This is a genomic window from Microcoleus sp. K1-B1 (assembly GCF_036704705.1).
Lineage (GTDB): Bacteria > Cyanobacteriota > Cyanobacteriia > Cyanobacteriales > Microcoleaceae > Microcoleus.
In genome coordinates, this window is the sequence record NZ_JAUBSH010000081.1 from 1 (window position 1) to 16,396 (window position 16,396).

Sequence of the window (16,396 nt, forward strand, 5' to 3'; positions counted from 1 at the left end):
GAGTTACCTCAGTAGATATATTCTTTTTGTTTACTTATCTTAACATAGTTCGGTTTTTTTGCGCCGACCTACTTAGTGGCACAGCTTCTATTAATGTGGATTTGTCGCAGAATCGTTTGGCGGTTAACAATTTACCGGGTATCGGCACTCTGAATTTGACCGTAGAGAATTTCGTTAATGTCACAGGAACTCCGAATGTAGATGTCCTTACCGGAAACATCCAAAACAATTCTTTAGTAGGAGGAGATGGTAACGATACACTCTCAGGTTTGCGCGGCAATGATACGCTAATTGGAGTAAATCCCTTGAGTGCTACACCGGGAAGCAATGAAACGGATGTGCTGATTGGCGGTCGTCGAGGTAGAGATGTTTTTGTTCTCGGTGATGCTGCAATTAGCTACTATCAGGGAACAGGAGTTGCACTGATTCAGGATTTTCAGCAGGGAATCGATCGCATTCAGTTACGTGGGAGTCTCTCTGACTACAATATTGTTGGTAACTCCATCAATTTGGCTGGTACATCTGACCAAATTGCTGTAATTCAAGGCGGCTTTACTCCTGATAGTTTCCTGTTTGTTTGAACTATCAAGTTTTAACTGGTTAACTGGTTCCCAGGCTCCAGCCTGGGAACCCATATCTAGAGGCTATGCCTCGCTTGGGAAGGAAATGGAGGCAGAGCCTCCCGATCAGCGTTACCAGGCTCCAGCCTGGTAACGAGTAAAATAAGTAAAATCGCTAATTTTCTGCAAATGCCGATCGCCCTTTAATCCAATCGAGTAAAATAGGATTGACCAATTCCGGCGCTTCATCTTGGGGACAATGGCCTACGCCCTCCAAAGGAATAAACTTTTCAACAGCCGGAAACTTTGCCAATTCTCGCCCCAATGCGATCGGCTCCCAAGGGTCATCTGTCCCCCACAAAATCAAAGCAGGACAGCTCAAACGCGGCAACAAATCCTCCGGTAGCGGCCCTTGAGAATAACTGATAAATGCTACAAATACTTCCACTGCGCCGCTATCTTGGGCAGGTTTCAGCAGCATATTTACCAGTTCGTCGCTGACTGCTTCAGGACGGCGATATGCTTGCAAAAGCACTTTTTTTACTGTTTTTGGCGTTGCTAATTGTTTAAAAAATAATTGACTTATCCACTTGACATTTAAAACTTTTTGTGCAATTGGCGCTCCAAAACTGCGATACCAAGGCAATTCGGCGCGTTTGCGATCGTGCAGCAACCGCAGGGAACAATTGAGTAAAATTACGCCCTCAGCAATGTCGGGAAAATCCACAGCAGCTTGCATAATTGCCACACAGCCGATCGAATTTCCCACCAAAAAAGCCGGCCCGCCCGCAACTTCCCGACAAAAATCAGCAATTAGCTGCCCCCAAGTTTCAAAAGTATAGTCAATCTCAAGCTTGGGCGCGGGTTTAGCAGAACCGCCAAAACCGATGAGGTCGATCGCAAAACACCGACAATCAGCAGCCAGCGCCGGCAAATTCTTGCGCCAGTGGCCCCAAGACGCACCAAAACCGTGGACAAACACCACCGCGGGCCCCTGGGAACCCGCAGCCTGGTAGCAAATCGGAAAGCCTTTCCACAGCCAAGTTTGAGGTGCAACAGCAGTTGACGAAGTGGGAGTAGAAAATGCCATAGAAATAAAAAAGTGAAAATTTAAGATTGAGAAAGATTGAAGTCCTTACTACAAACCGTATCGCAATTCGAGGCAACCGCTAGGACATAAATCCCAAACCCTCTTCCCTCCTCCCTCTGCGCCCTCTGCGCCCTCTGCGGTTAATTCCTCTTCCTTCTTCCTTTGCAGTTAGAGGCGATATTATGTCACGATTAAACCTGCTGACTTCTTTGCTGTATTAAAATTTCCCTTATGCCAACGATCGTTTCCACTGCTGTCGTACCGTTTCTGGGGTCAGAAATTGTACCAGACTACGACACCGCCAAAGTAGTAATCTTGCCAATTCCCTACGAAGCTACCACCACTTACCGCCGGGGGTGCGAAAACGGGCCGGCAAAACTTCTAGAAGCTTCCCATCAACTCGAGTGCTACGACGAAGAATTGGATTCCGAAGTTTGCTACGATGTCGGAATTTATACAAAAGAGCCGATCGCCGATACCCGCAACAGGCAACCAGTTTCATCCTCAGAAATGCTGCGAGTCACCCAAGCCGCAGTGCATCAGCTAGTTACCGAAAATAAATTTGTCATCTCTCTCGGAGGCGAACACAGCATCACTGCAGGCGTTGTCGAAGGTTATCGCCAAGCATACCCAAACGAACCTTTCACAGTCGTGCAAATCGATGCCCACGGCGACTTGCGGCACGAATACGAAGGCTCGATTCACAACCACGCCTGCGTGATGCGGCGTGTTGTAGATATGGGCTTACCGACACTGCAAATCGGGATTCGCGCTATCTGCAAGGAAGAAGCCGACTTGATTAAAGCAAAACAGCTAAACGTGATTCGAGCCAGAGAAATCGCTACTCAACCGGATTGGGCCGATCGGGCAATTGCCAGCATAACAACTAAGCGAGTATTTTTGACGATCGACTTAGACGGCATCGATCCGACTTTAATTCCAGGGGTGGGAACACCCGAACCGGGCGGGTTAAATTGGTATTCACTCACCGCATTTTTGCGCCGCGTCTTCGAGTCCTACGAAGTAATCGGGTGTGACATTATGGAATTAGCACCTATTGTAGATTCCGTCGTCTCAGAATTTACCGCCGCCAAATTAGCATACAAACTTATTGGATACCAAGCTCTGGCTCAAGGTTGGCTAAAGCCAGACGAGGAATAAATCGCGAAGTACGAATCACAATAGGCTGTTGGCAAGGCTAGAATTAAGCTAAAGCCAAACAACAGCCAATTTTATTCGTGCTGACAGTTTCATCTTTCATGCTGGCAAATACTGCTCTTCACCTCCTGAAAACATGAGTTTACTAATGGATACAACGGGTACTCCCATTAACGGCTACGCTCCCGATTTTGAATTGCCGGGAGTGGACGAAGAAGTTCACCATTTAGCTCGATATTTAGAAAAATTTCGGGCGATTGCGGTGATATTTATGTGCAATCATTGCCCTTACGTGCAGTTGTATCTCAATCGTATGAAAGAACTTCAAGCAGATTTTCAAGATCGAGATGTTACTTTAATCGGGATTAATGCTAATGATGCAAACCAGTATCCCGACGACAGTTTTGAGAATATGAAAATTTTTGCCACCAACAATCAACTCAACTTCCCGTACATCCGAGATGTTGCTCAAGATGTGGCTGAAAGTTTTGGGGCTTCTAAAACACCGGAGGTTTTTTTGTTAGACCAAGACGGCAAACTGCGCTATAAAGGTTTAATTGACGACAACGCTGACGATCCGGCGGCGGTGCAGGTTTCTTATCTGCGGAGTGCGATCGACCAATTGCTCAACAATCAACCCGTTGAGCCTTCAACTACAGAGGCGATAGGCTGTTCCGTCAAATGGCGAGCATAGGCAGATTTAAAATTAACGTTCCGGCACTAATTATTAACTGGTTCCCTGGCTGTGCCTGGGAACCTATTTCCAGAGGCTCTGCCTCGTCAAAGAGTGGAGGCAAATTCGAGGTACACCCTCGGCATCTGCTTTACCAGGCAGAGTCTGGTAAGGAGTAAAAAGATTCAAAACAATTTTTTGTGAACCTGAAAAGTAGACGTATTCCCAACTTAATTCTCGCAGTCGCCTTCATGCTAGCACTGCTAATTAGTTGGAACTTATTTCAGAACTTTTCCTCAGTCGATACGCTGCAGCGCACCTCTTTAAACGTATCCGCTGCTATCAGTCTCTCGAAAGCTTTAGGGGAAATCAAAACTGTTTATCAAAGCAGTCATCCGAATTTTACTATTACTTATAACTTTGGTGCTTCCGGCGCTCTACAACAGCAAATTCAGCAAGGCGCTCCGGTAGATGTATTTTTCAGCGCGGCCACCAACCCAATGGATGCTTTGCAGCAATCTAACCTGCTAATTAACGACACGCGCCGCAATTTGCTGACAAATCGCCTAGTTGTGATTACTCCCAAAAACGGTGTTGCTTTGAGCGATTTGAAACAGTTGACAGATGCCATAATCAAGAAAATTGCGATCGGCGAACCCAAGAGCGTACCTGTGGGCCAATACGCTCAGGAAATGCTCAATAAACTTGGATTGTGGCGGCAAATACAGCCAAAATTAGTGCTAGGAAATAACGTCCGCCAAGTGCTGACATTCGTCGAAAGCGGCAATGCGGATGCTGGTATAGTTTATGCGACTGACGCCACAGCCTCCGACAAAGTAACTGTGCGGCTAACGGCTGCGGAAAATTTGCACTCGCCCATTGTTTATCCGCTGGCAGTTATCAGAAACACCCGCAATCCCGCTGCTGCAAAAGCGTTTGTTGACTTTTTGGCGGGCGATCGGGCTAAAATAGTATTTCAGAAATATGGATTTGGCATAGTTCGATAACTAACTAATTATGGATTTTTTACCGCTGATGAAAGCAGATAAGCGCTGATTAACGCGGATTTATTTATATATAGATGGAATTTGATATTTCTCCGCTCTGGATATCTCTAAAATCCTCCGCTATTGCGACATTTATCACCTTTTTCCTGGGAATAGCCGCCGCCCGGTGGATGCTTTCAACTCGCATCAGAGGTAAAGCTTTGATTGAAGGCATTTTAATTTCTCCCTTAGTTTTGCCGCCGACAGTAGTGGGATTTTTGCTGCTGCTGCTGTTTGGGAGAAATGGGGCGATCGGTCAATTTTTGCTACAATTCGACTTTACTATAATTTTCACTTGGCAAGCCGCCGCCATTACTGCCACAGTTGTATCATTTCCCCTGATGTATAAAACTGCTTTGGGAGCTTTTGAGCAAATAGATGCCAATCTTCTCAATGCTGCTCGCACTTTGGGAGCATCGGAGTGGCAAGTCTTTTGGCGCATTATGTTGCCGCTAGCATGGCCGGGAATTTTAGCAGGAACTATTCTCGCATTTGCCCGCGCTTTGGGTGAATTCGGCGCGACGTTGATGTTAGCGGGGAATATTCCCGGACAAACTCAAACTATCCCGATGGCAATTTATTTTGCTGTGGAAGCTGGGGATATGAGGCAAGCTGCTATTTGGGTTTTGATTATTCTAAGTATTTCTCTGAGCGTGCTAACTGTTGTTAATTTTTGGACGGATTTACAAAGGATATCGCCCAAAGTGAATTCGAGTTATAGATTGCAATCAAATATTCCCAACGTAACGTCTAGTTTTACCAAAAAACCCCAAAAACAAGCGAAAAGCGGACTTTATTTGCACATCTTCAAACCTCTTTCCAGCTTTGCCTTGGATGTCGGCTTTGATATCGGCTCGGAAGTGCTGGGAATTTTGGGCGCGTCGGGTTCAGGCAAAAGCATGACTCTGCGCTGCATCGCCGGTTTGGAAACTCCAAGCAGCGGTAAAATTGCAGTCAATGGCAGGGTTTTATTTGACTCAGCACAGGGCATTAATGTACCTTCTAAAGACCGCCGGATCGGTTTTTTGTTTCAAAACTATGCTTTATTTCCTCACCTGACTGTTGCTCAAAATATTGCGTTTGGCTTGCAGCATTTATCTGAAAGCGAGCAAAAACTTCGGGTAAAAGAACAGCTAATTTCGGTGCAAATGTCGGGACTGGAAAACCGCTACCCGCACGAACTTTCGGGGGGCCAACAGCAGCGGGTGGCTTTGGCGAGGGCGATCGCCCCTTCTCCCGAATTGCTGCTGTTAGACGAACCGTTTTCTGCTTTGGATACTCACTTACGCAGTCAACTGGAACGCGAGTTAATGCAGACTCTGGCTAATTATCGGGGCATTACTTTGTTTGTCAGCCACAATTTAGAGGAAGTTTACCGGGTGTGCAAAAATCTGTTGGTGTTGGCCGAGGGAAGGGCGATCGCCTTTGATACCAAAGAGAACATTTTCGATCGCCCTGGCAATTTCACCGTCGCCCAGTTGACGGGCTGTAAGAACTTCTCTGCCGCTAAATCGATCGCAGAAACTCTCGTGGAGGCGATCGACTGGGGCTGTACTCTGACTGTAGTCGAACCAATTCCCAAATCTCTAGTTTCTGTGGGAATTCGGGCTCATCAACTGAGTTTTGTTAGCGGGTGCGATCGTGAAAATACTTTTGCTTGTTGGATCGCCTCGACTGTGGAAACTCCGCACCGGGTGACATTATATCTCAAATTGCACTCGCCTCCCAATGATTCCCAAGATTATCACTTGCAAGCCGAAGTTTTCAAGGAAAAGTGGAGGGCTATTAAGGATAATCCTTTTCCCTGGTATGTTCATTTCGAGCCAATTAGGTTAATATTAATGGAAGCCTGAGTTAACTAGCAATATACTGTTAACCGTCAACACTCAACAGTTAACCATTAACACTCAACAGCTAAATACATCTTAACCAAATATCAAATCATGACTGAAAAAGTTCAAAAAACCGACGCAGAATGGCAACAACAACTCACGCCAGAACAGTTTAAAGTCACCCGCAAAAAAGGAACGGAAAGAGCTTTTAGTGGCGAATATCACGACAACAAAAAACCCGGAATTTATAAGTGTATTTGCTGCGGCACTGAGCTATTTAAATCAGAAACCAAGTACGATTCCGGTACCGGTTGGCCGAGTTTTTACGCTCCCGTTAGCGAAGAAAATGTCAAGTGCGAGTCGGATAACACCTTGTTCATGCGCCGAACAGAGGTACTGTGCGCTGTTTGCGACGCTCATCTCGGTCACGTATTTAACGACGGGCCGAAACCTACCGGTCAGCGTTACTGCATGAATTCTGCTGCTCTTAATTTCGTTCCCAAGGATTAAATTCAGTTCACAGTCAACACTCAGCAATCAACGGTTCTCAGCAAGGTGTTCTGGAACAAGTTCAAAAGGCTGTTCCGGGCAATTGATGTTCAAAATGCACCCATACTGCTATCTTATGGTGGAGGCAAAAAGAGTAAAAAAATAGTGGCGGCATGGGGATGGTATATCAGCGAGTTTTGCTGAAGCTCAGCGGTGAAGCGCTGATGGGCAGCTTGGGCTACGGCATCGATCCGATAGTGGTTCAGTCGATCGCCCAGGAAGTGGCCAAAGTCGTGTCCCAAGGCATTCAAATCGCGATTGTTGTCGGTGGTGGCAACATTTTTCGCGGGGTGAAAGCTGCTTCGGCAGGGATGGATCGGGCAACGGCTGATTATGTGGGCATGATTGCTACGGTGATGAATGCTATCACTTTGCAGGATGCCCTAGAACAAGCAGGAGTACCAACGCGGGTGCAATCGGCGATCGCCATGCAAGAAGTAGCTGAACCCTACATCCGGCGGCGGGCGATTCGCCACCTAGAAAAAAAACGAGTAGTGATTTTTGGTGCCGGTTCTGGCAACCCTTTTTTTACTACTGATACTACAGCCGCTTTGCGGGCGGCTGAAATTGATGCAGAGGTGATTTTTAAAGCTACTAAGGTAGATGGGGTGTACGATTCCGACCCCCACCTCAACCCCAACGCGCGCAGGTATCAAACCCTCACCTATGCCCACGTCTTGAATCAAGATTTACGGGTGATGGACAGTACGGCGATCGCCCTTTGCAAAGAAAATAATATTCCTATTATGGTATTTGACCTCTCGGTGTCGGGCAACATCTACCGAGCTGTAATGGGAGAATCTATTGGAACTCTTGTCGGAGGTTTTTGTGAAGTTAGCTGACGCAGAAGATCATATGCAAAAGGCAGTTGAGGCTACTCAACGGTCTTTTAATACTATTCGGACGGGACGGGCCAACGCCTCTCTCCTCGATCGAGTCATGGTAGACTACTACGGCTCTCCAACTCCGATCAAATCCCTTGCCAACATCGGCACCCCGGATGCGACTACGATCACCATTCAACCGTTCGATCGCACAGCGCTTACCTCGATCGAAAAAGCAATTTCCCTGTCCGATGTAGGACTCGTTCCCAACAACGACGGTTCAGTTATTCGCTTGAACATTCCGCCGCTGACTAGCGACAGACGCCAAGAATTTGTCAAAATGGCCGCTAAGTTTGCCGAAGAAGGTAAAGTTGCAATTCGCAATATCCGCCGCGATGCCGTTGACTCGATTCGCAAGCAGGAAAAAAGCAGCGATATCTCTAAAGATGAATCCCGCGACTTGCAAGATAAAATTCAAAAGCTGACGGACAAGTACGTGGCCAAAATAGAAGAAGTTCTGGCAGCGAAAGAGAAAGATATCACGACTGTTTAGGGAATGGGAAATTGGGCCGGGGGAATAGGAATAGTTTTGAGATTGCCGAGATCCGGCCGCGAACAACGAGCAGACGCTTAATGATTTGTGAGTTGTGAGTTAAAAACTCAAGATTTAACACTCATTAACTTACCAATTCCTCCTGCCCCATGACCAATCACCCATTACCAGTTGTCCGGTGAAGGAATTCGTCCTGCCATTTTTAGTGGATTTAAGGCTGCTGAGGCGATCGATCGAGCTCTTGGAGGTGCCGACGACGCTAAGGAGCATTACACTGAATCGATCGCCCAAGAATGCAACACTGATATGGTTTGGGCCAGTCGCTTGGCCAGAGCCTTCTATCAGTTTACAGCAGCTACTTAAGTAACCACACAAAATTAATTACATAAAGACTCCTTGCTAGGCAAGGGTTTCAGTAGAAATATTGTGTAATTAATTCTGCACACCTACTTATAGAGCGGGCGTCAAATTTCCGAGGTCTACTCAGTTAATTAGCCAAATTTTGTGTGGCGAACTGCGTTATGCCGATATCGCTAACCGCGCTCTTAAAAAGCTGATGCCGTTTTAGAACGAAGGAAGTTCAGCAACGGATTTAACGCAGGGATTTTGAGGGAAGAAAGAAGAGAGAATCTTCTTAAATCCCAATTCCTTATTCTCAATTCCTCATTCCCAATAGCGGTAAGGTGCGCCCCTAAGCACCCTAGATAATTGGATTTTGCGTAAATCCTGTAAAATTTAAAATCTAAAATCTAAAATCTAAAATCTAAAATCTAAAATCAAATGATAATTTATTTTTATAAAGTAGAGGAGCCTTACGGCTGCTTTTCTAATTTTTCACTACACGACATTTCTCTGCACGGTCAATATTGGTTGACTGTGGAACATTACTATCAAGCCCAAAAATTTGTCAGCACTGATAAAAGATTAGTTGCGGCCATTCAAGCCGTAGCAACTCCTCAAGAAGCCGCTAAATTAGGTCGCGATCCCAAGCACCGGATTCGCGCTGATTGGGAAGCCGTGAAAATTCCCATTATGCGCGAAGCAGTTTTAACTAAGTTTCTCACTCATACAGACATTCAAGCGATTCTTCTTGCCACAGGGGATCGAGTGATTGTCGAGGATTCGCCAACGGATTACTACTGGGGGTGTGGCTGCGACCGAACCGGTCAAAATCATTTGGGTAAAATTCTGATGAGCGTGCGCCAAGAAATTAGTCAGGGCCAGGGGCGCTGAGAGAAACTCAAATTCTTTCGTTAATTATCATTATATGAAGTTATACAACAAATGTCAAGTTATCCTAACAATAAATAATTCTCATAGTGAGAGTTTAAGATTGCGAGAAATTTATAAGAGCTTTAAAATAATAATTATTATTTGCTTAAGTCGCTCTGCCTGTTGAAGGCAAGGATTAAACCGGCGCGATCGCAGATTTGACTTGCCCCAGCCCACCAGAGGCGATACACCGTCGTGTCTCACAAGTGCGCGACCGATTAATTGTACAGATAATTGTACAGATCGGTTGAGTCAAAAACTCAGGGTGAGGCATTTGAGTTTGAACGCTCCAACAGCACATCAAAACTTCTTATTATCATTGTATAAGTACAAAAGGAGATTTATGCAACTCAGAGAAAATACGCAAGAATTACATTATAAACTAGACAGAGAAGTTTTGATACGGCGGATAACAGAACGCATTCGCCAATCTCTAGAATTAGAAGATATTTTAACCAGTACAGTAGCAGAAGTGCGGTCTTTTTTGAAAACAGATCGCATTATGATTTACAGGTTTAGTGCCGATGGCAGTGGAGAAGTTGTTGCGGAGTCAATTAATAACAACTGTCTCCCTTCCTTGAAAGGACTGCACTTTCCAGCAGACGACATTCCCGCCAGCGCCAGGGAGATGTATGTCACTTTGCGCCAGCGGACAATAATAGATGTTAACTCCGGGACGATCGTCCTGAGTCCCCTCGATGCTGCAGACACCGGTCAACCTTTAGTAAAGGAAGAGATGCACTACAGATCACTCGATCCTTGCCACACAGCTTACTTGATGGCAATGGGAGTGCAATCATCCTTAGTCGTGCCGATTGTGCACCGCAGGATAGCGTCGGAAAACAGCAAAACAGATATCTGCGAGGCGGCCACCTGTCTGACTAGATATGAGCCAGGAAATAATCAAAAAATTCACATTGAACTGTGGGGACTTTTAGTGTCTCACCACTCCGCGCCCCTCAATATTTCACCAGCAGATTTAGAAGTAGTTCAGCTCGTATCAGATCAATTGTCTAGCGCTATAGCCCACGCGCTCCTCCTCCAGCAAACCCGCTCTCAAGCGGTCCGCGAAGCTACCGTGAGCCGCATAGCAGCCGTGTTGTATGGTCACGTCAACATTCAACTGCAACAGGGTTTAGAAGCCACCGTCACCGCTTTGGGTGGCAGCGGTGGCAGACTCTATCTCAACCAGCCGAAAATCAACGGTGAAAAGTTATCCGCTTCCAAGATTGAAGGAGGATTGCCAATTGCCCCGGCCAACAGTGATGTTACCTTTGAACTGTTCACCACAGGAGAACAACCGACACTTCCCAACTGGGAAAAAGTTAAGGCGCTCGAAGCTCATCCCCTCTGGCAGGAATGGCTAACTAAAGGATTCAAAAATACCGAAGAACTTCCCAAATTTCCAATTTTTACTAATTCTCAATTCCCAGTTTTGATAATTACCGACTTATACAAAGAACCTCTATTTAGAGTTTTAGTTCCCGCTTTCCAATCTACTCAAATTCGGGGTTTACTCGTAATTCCCCTCCACTACAAACAACAAGTAGTCGGCTGTTTGACAATTTTTCGCAATGCAATTGATACCGAAAAAATGTGGGCGGGGCGCTTTGACACCAGCGCTGCACAAACCCTTCCCCGACAATCCTTTGAACTCTGGCGAGAAATAAAAAAAGGTCAGTCGCCAGAGTGGAAGTACGAGGAAATTGAGCAAGCTTTAGCTATAGGCAGCCAATTTTGTTCGGCAATTGGGCAGTACGTTCTTTATAAAGAAGTGCAAACCCTGAATGCCAACTTGGAGCGCCAAGTTCAAGAACGCACCGCTCAATTGCAAAAATCCTTGGACTTTGCCAAAGTATTGACGCGAGTGAGAGACCAGATTCGCAGCACCTTAGATTTAAAAATCATACTGCAAACTATTGTGCGAGAAGTCAGAGTTTTGTTGGATACCGATCGCACGGTAATCTACCAATTTTCCGCAGACAAGCAGGGCGAGGTAGTTGTCGAAGCTGTTTGCGGGGAGTGGCGGTCCATTTTAGGTATCACATCTCCACAAGAATGCTTTCCCGAAGGCTCAGACTGCTTTTATCGAGCCGGACGGGTGCGAGCAATTAATGATATTTATACTGAGGATTTAACACCCTGTCACCGCGAATTTTTGGAAGAGTTGCAGGTGAGAGGAAGTTTAATTGTACCCATGAGAGGCAAAGATTCCCAATTGTGGGGGTTGCTGATTGCCCATGAGTGTTCCGGGCCGAGAGTTTGGCAAACTGCAGAACAGGAATTGGTGCAACATTTAGCGGCTCAAGCTGCGATCGCCATTCACCAAGCAGAACTTTATCAAGAAAGTCTCAATGCAGCAACTGCCGATCGATTAAAAGCCGAACAGCTAGCTAAAACAGTCACAGAACTGCACAATACCCAAGCCCAACTGATTCAAACCGAAAAAATGTCCAGTCTCGGACAACTTCTGGCCGGAGTCGCCCACGAAATCAATAACCCCGTTAACTTTATCTACGGCAATCTGTCCCACGCCAGCGAATACACCAAAGATTTACTCTGCTTGGTGGAACTTTACCGCCAGCACTACCCCAATCCCAACCCAGAAATTAGCGAGTGTTCCGAAGCAATCGACATCGAATTTCTTGCCGAAGATTTGCCCAAAATTTTGGGTTCCATGACAGTCGGAGTTGAGCGCATCCGCCAGTTAGTTGTATCTTTGCGTAATTTTTCCAGGAGCGATCAAGCCGAGAAAAAAGCCGTTGACATTCACGAGGGCATAGACAGTACCCTGTTGATTTTGCAGCACCGGATCAAAGCCAATTCTGATCACAACACCGTAGAAATTATTAAAGAATATGGCAAGTTGCCCTTAGTAGAATGCTATGCCAGCTCGCTCAATCAGGTATTTATGAATCTGATCGGTAATGCCCTTGACGCCCTAGAAATGGGAAAAAAAGAGCGAGTTATGAATCTTCCCTTTAAAGCTGCAAGTGCAGCGGCAACGCATTTAAGCTCCCAAATACTGCCTATCGAGTCAGGAGATATAAAGGCAACCACCGAGTGTTTGATTCCTGATTTCCCATCCCCTTGCATTCGGATTCGCACTGAATTAATCGATGAAAAAACGGTAGGAATTTGCATTGCCGACAATGGTCACGGCATCCCCAAAGAGTTAATCTCTCATATATTTAATCCGTTTTTTACTACTAAACCCGTAGGTCGGGGCACGGGTTTAGGACTGTCTATCAGTTACCAAATTGTAGTTGAGAAACACCAAGGCGTACTTAAATGTGTTTCTGTCCCCGGTCATGGTACAGAGTTCTGGATCGAGATTCCCCTGAATTAGGCAACCGTCAAGGCAAGATTAGCTTCACCAGCACAGAACCGATCGAACCCAGAAGACTCATAAAGTTGCCACCGCCGCCCGTGCGGGGTTCCGTAGGCTTTTGGCGCGCAACAATGGCTTCGCCTAACTGCTTTGACAATTCCTGACCTTGGGGATTTCCTTGATCTGCAAAGAGTTTGTTTGCTATTGCAGCGTCTTGAGCCGCACCGGCGAAGTCTCCCAAGTCAGCGCGAGACATACTCCGCGCAAAATAAACGGCTGCTAAATCCGATTTCAGATTCAGGGCTTGATTGTAATAATCAATGGCGTTTCTGTAGTTTCCTGCTTGAGCTTCCAGCACTCCCAACCGGTAGAAGTCTTCAGCGGTGCCGATATTGGTTGGCATTCCTCTAACTCCGAGCAGTTGCGCGTTAGTTAAATTGGCGTTGAGCAAATTGGCGTCGCTGAGATAGGCACTTCTCAAGTCAGCACCGCTGAGGTTCGCACCGCTGAGGTTCGCCCCCGTCAGGTTGACGCCAAACAGGCTGGTGCCGCTGAGGTTGGCACCGCTGAGGTCAGCCCCCGTGAGGTTGGCTCGACTGAGGTTAGCCAACCTCAAGTCAGCACCTTTGAGATTGGCTCCGGTTAAATTGGCTAAAACCAAGCCAGCACTGCTGAGGTCGCAGTTGGGGCACTGTCGGGTGGCTAGTAATTGTTGCGTGTGTTGGATGTTCTCGGCGGGTGCAGGAGCGATCGGGGCGATCGCGCTCAGCAGCGTTGCAGCAGCGAGGATTCTGAGTTTCATTTTAACCGTCCCAAATCCAAAATATTAAATCTAAAATAGCTTTTATCGAAGCAATTGAAAATCACCATAACACAAGTTCACCCAACAAATCTTTTGACTTGCCGTATGTAGGAGTTCTGAGCGCCATCAGCAGCCTAGATTGAAGTTCTCGGCCTTACCTGAGTGTCAATCGATTTTAGATTTTAGATTTTAGATTTTAGATTTTAGAATTGAAGCATTGACTTGCGCGAGAGAAATACGTTCGGCAAGTTTCTCGGATACAGGTTTTTTATTTCTGGACGGATGAATCACGTGGCGGGTATCATGGATGCTTTCGGTCAAATAAAGATTTCGCTGCCAATAAATTAGGGTAATGAATTACTCATTACCCTTTAGCCGCTGTTCTCGGCAACCATAAAAATTAACCAATAAATTAGTCGTGAATCGTGCCGTCGGGCATCGTTGTACCCTTAAGATATACTCCGCTCAGGTTGACTTTTGTAAGGTTTGCTCCCAACAGGTTTGCTCCGCTTAAGTCGGACGCACTTAAAATCGCTTCAGTCAAGTCGGCCCTAATTAGACTCGCCCCCATTAAGTCGGCTCCGCTAAGGTCTACTTTACTCAAGTTTGCGCCAATTAAATCGCATTCTGTGAGCACCGCCCTACGCAAGTTTACTCCGTAAAAATTTACTCCGTGCAAGTCTGCACGGCTGAGTGTTGCCCGAGATATATTCGCTCCAATTAAAGTTGCTTGGATCAGAGAAGCTCCGCTCAAGTCTGCTTTACTGAGATTTGCTCCCATCAACTCAGCTCGATTCAGGTTAGCTTCAAGTAAAAGTGCTTCTGTGAGGTCTGCTCCACCTAAGTCTGCTTTGCTCAAATTAATCTTGCACAAATTGGCTTTGCCAAAGTTGACTCTGTTGAGTTTGGCTTTGCTGAGATTGGCTCCAATCAGGTCGGCTTCATACAGATTGGCTCCAATCAATTCTGCTTCGTAGAGGTAGACCTCGTGCAGGTAGACCCCACTAAAATTTCTTTCTCCTATTGCATATAGCTTGAGCAGTTCGTCAACGTTCATTGTGGCTTCTCTACACCTTTTAAATGAAGAATACTGTCAGCAAGCTGGTTACACCGGATGTTCTGCAATTTTAGATTCTGAAATATTCACACCTAGGGTGAAACTTCCCTGAATCTATAAGGTTTTAGGTGGAAAGTCCGATCGAACTCATAACTTTTTGTGGCTAGTTGAGCTTACTGAGTGCTCGTGTGACCTAAATCACAAAACAATGTTAGTAGTATCACATAGAGGTTCCGCTTTCGATCACAGCAGACGGGCAAAAATAGCCGATACTTATACTGTAATGCTGAGAAATTGACAATGCCACCCTCGTCGTGTTTTACTCAATTGGCGATAAAGCCAGTAGTTTCACGGATAGTAGCCCGCTTGCTGTGAAAGTAGGTTGCAACGTCACTCGGCCCTACCCGCTCTGACCGATGAGAGTGCTGATATCTAAGGATTTTTCGCACTGCGAAAGCCAAAAATGCACTTCGGGGACGAGGGGAATGTCTGTATAAAAATGCGATCGCTGGTGTACAGACATTCGCTTGTTTGCTAGCACCTAATGACTGAAAATCGCCCATACGTTCGCAAAAAATACCAATAAATACCAGGAAAACCATGATTGATGTTTAACAATAAAAGAATAAATGGTATTCCTTAAGAGTCACCTATTGCCGCTAATGTTACAGTCGATCGGTTAACGGCTATCAGTATTAGCAATGACGCTTGTCCATCAAATACAAAACTGACCCAGAAACAGGGTGTTTTACCAAAAAAATCGTTGCAACCTTGCTCCAGGTTAAAATAATCAGGTTTCTGAGCGTCTGAGTGCATCCAGGAAGGAAAAAGTTGAATGAGTACGATCGCTTTTGTATTGCTTCAGGGCAAACAAAAGGTCAGCATTTAGGATAGGAGCAGCTTTTGCTCCCTTGTCAAACAAAGGTATTGTAGAACGCGAATCGTGAGGTAATTGATATGGCTGGAGTATGTAAACTTAGCATCACAGAGACAAGTGAAGAGCTAAAAAACCTGTTAACTGAACAAAAAACAGCAAGTGGCTTTCAAAAAATTCAAGCACTTTACCTGTTCAAAATTTGTCATGTTAAGACAGTTAAAGAATTGGCAATGACGATCGGGGTAAATCGAATTACAGTGCAGCGGTGGCTGAGAAAGTACCGATCTGACGGACTCGAAGGACTCCTCGAAACAAAGCACAGCGGTGGCCGTAAGCCGGCCATTCCACCTCTTGCCCGCGCTAGTTTGGCAATGCGCCTCAGCGACCCCCAGAAAGGCTTTAAAAGCTATGGAGAAATTCAAGAGTGGTTGCAGCAGGAATACAGCATTGAGGCTTCCTATAAAGCAGTTTATGCAACAGTCAGATATCACCTAAAAGCCAAGCTGACGAAAGTCTAGACAGTTCATACCACGTCGGATTAAGCACCGATTATCTAATGGTTAACCGTCAGCTTTTGAATATCTTGAGGAGTTGCGTCATCACGACAAACCGGACTAATTCTTTTTTAACAAAACTCGCTCTCCTAAACTGCGAAGCATATAAATTATATGTTGTGGCAATGGGGGTGAAGGGGAGAAAATTTGATGCTTTTCCCGCGTTTGTGAAAGATGCTTAAAAAATTAGCCAGAAAGAATAACTTGCAAGTTTTGTC

At 45.8% G+C, this 16,396-nt stretch carries 16 protein-coding genes; 12 read left to right on the top strand and 4 right to left on the bottom strand.

Annotation, left to right across the window (positions count from 1 at the left end):
* A partial coding sequence (locus QUA83_RS23275; protein WP_445301802.1) for a M10 family metallopeptidase C-terminal domain-containing protein occupies window positions 1-581 on the top strand: 581 nt, incomplete at its 5' end.
* 154 nt (window positions 582-735) lie between these two features.
* Here the strand turns inward: QUA83_RS23275 and QUA83_RS23280 are convergent.
* On the bottom strand, window positions 736-1,650 hold the full coding sequence (locus QUA83_RS23280; RefSeq protein WP_333296189.1) for an alpha/beta fold hydrolase: 915 nt from the start codon (window positions 1,648-1,650) through the stop codon (window positions 736-738).
* Window positions 1,651-1,881: 231 nt separating this feature from the next.
* Between QUA83_RS23280 and speB the strand changes: the two genes are divergently transcribed.
* From speB to QUA83_RS23330, 10 genes are all read left to right on the top strand, one after another.
* On the top strand, window positions 1,882-2,811 hold the full coding sequence (gene speB, locus QUA83_RS23285; RefSeq protein WP_333296192.1) for an agmatinase: 930 nt from the start codon (window positions 1,882-1,884) through the stop codon (window positions 2,809-2,811).
* A gap of 133 nt (window positions 2,812-2,944) precedes the next feature.
* Complete coding sequence (locus QUA83_RS23290; RefSeq protein WP_333296194.1) at window positions 2,945-3,502, top strand: thioredoxin family protein; 558 nt, start codon at window positions 2,945-2,947, stop codon at window positions 3,500-3,502.
* Between the two features lie 179 nt (window positions 3,503-3,681).
* A complete protein-coding gene (gene modA, locus QUA83_RS23295; protein WP_333296197.1) occupies window positions 3,682-4,488 on the top strand; it encodes a molybdate ABC transporter substrate-binding protein in 807 nt (268 codons plus the stop codon).
* 74 nt (window positions 4,489-4,562) lie between these two features.
* Window positions 4,563-6,380: a molybdate ABC transporter permease subunit gene (gene modB, locus QUA83_RS23300; protein WP_333296198.1), complete on the top strand. Its 1,818-nt coding sequence runs from the start codon at window positions 4,563-4,565 to the stop codon at window positions 6,378-6,380.
* 90 nt (window positions 6,381-6,470) lie between these two features.
* The gene (msrB, locus tag QUA83_RS23305; protein ID WP_333296199.1) at window positions 6,471-6,869 is read left to right on the top strand and encodes a peptide-methionine (R)-S-oxide reductase MsrB; all 399 of its coding nucleotides are present in this window, start codon (window positions 6,471-6,473) and stop codon (window positions 6,867-6,869) included.
* Between the two features lie 152 nt (window positions 6,870-7,021).
* A complete protein-coding gene (gene pyrH, locus QUA83_RS23310) occupies window positions 7,022-7,750 on the top strand; it encodes a UMP kinase (RefSeq protein WP_333076369.1) in 729 nt (242 codons plus the stop codon).
* Entirely contained in the window at window positions 7,737-8,285 is a 549-nt protein-coding gene (gene frr / locus QUA83_RS23315) for a ribosome recycling factor (protein ID WP_333155548.1), read from the top strand. Before pyrH ends, frr begins: the two co-directional genes overlap by 14 nt.
* A 171-nt stretch (window positions 8,286-8,456) precedes the next feature.
* Window positions 8,457-8,648 (top strand): hypothetical protein, encoded by a 192-nt coding sequence (locus QUA83_RS23320; RefSeq protein ID WP_333296201.1) that lies wholly within the window; start codon window positions 8,457-8,459, stop codon window positions 8,646-8,648.
* A 417-nt stretch (window positions 8,649-9,065) separates the two neighbouring features.
* Window positions 9,066-9,518, top strand: coding sequence for an NADAR family protein (locus tag QUA83_RS23325; RefSeq protein WP_333084307.1), 453 nt, complete (start codon window positions 9,066-9,068; stop codon window positions 9,516-9,518).
* A 382-nt stretch (window positions 9,519-9,900) separates the two neighbouring features.
* Window positions 9,901-12,906 carry a GAF domain-containing protein gene (locus tag QUA83_RS23330; RefSeq protein ID WP_333296203.1) on the top strand — a complete coding sequence of 1,002 codons (3,006 nt, stop codon included), beginning with the start codon at window positions 9,901-9,903 and terminating at the stop codon, window positions 12,904-12,906.
* 7 nt (window positions 12,907-12,913) lie between these two features.
* Here QUA83_RS23330 and QUA83_RS23335 read toward each other — a convergent pair whose 3' ends face one another.
* The 3 genes from QUA83_RS23335 to QUA83_RS23345 all read right to left on the bottom strand — a co-directional run bounded on the left by QUA83_RS23335 (window position 12,914) and on the right by QUA83_RS23345 (window position 15,270).
* Window positions 12,914-13,690: a pentapeptide repeat-containing protein gene (locus QUA83_RS23335; protein ID WP_333296204.1), complete on the bottom strand. Its 777-nt coding sequence runs from the start codon at window positions 13,688-13,690 to the stop codon at window positions 12,914-12,916.
* Window positions 13,691-14,102: 412 nt separating this feature from the next.
* Window positions 14,103-14,747 (bottom strand): pentapeptide repeat-containing protein, encoded by a 645-nt coding sequence (locus QUA83_RS23340; RefSeq protein WP_333056817.1) that lies wholly within the window; start codon window positions 14,745-14,747, stop codon window positions 14,103-14,105.
* A gap of 400 nt (window positions 14,748-15,147) precedes the next feature.
* Window positions 15,148-15,270 (bottom strand): hypothetical protein, encoded by a 123-nt coding sequence (locus QUA83_RS23345; protein WP_333056816.1) that lies wholly within the window; start codon window positions 15,268-15,270, stop codon window positions 15,148-15,150.
* Window positions 15,271-15,704: 434 nt separating this feature from the next.
* Between QUA83_RS23345 and QUA83_RS23350 the strand changes: the two genes are divergently transcribed.
* Window positions 15,705-16,142: a helix-turn-helix domain-containing protein gene (locus QUA83_RS23350; protein WP_333056815.1), complete on the top strand. Its 438-nt coding sequence runs from the start codon at window positions 15,705-15,707 to the stop codon at window positions 16,140-16,142.
* The last annotated feature ends 254 nt before the right edge of the window (window positions 16,143-16,396 follow it).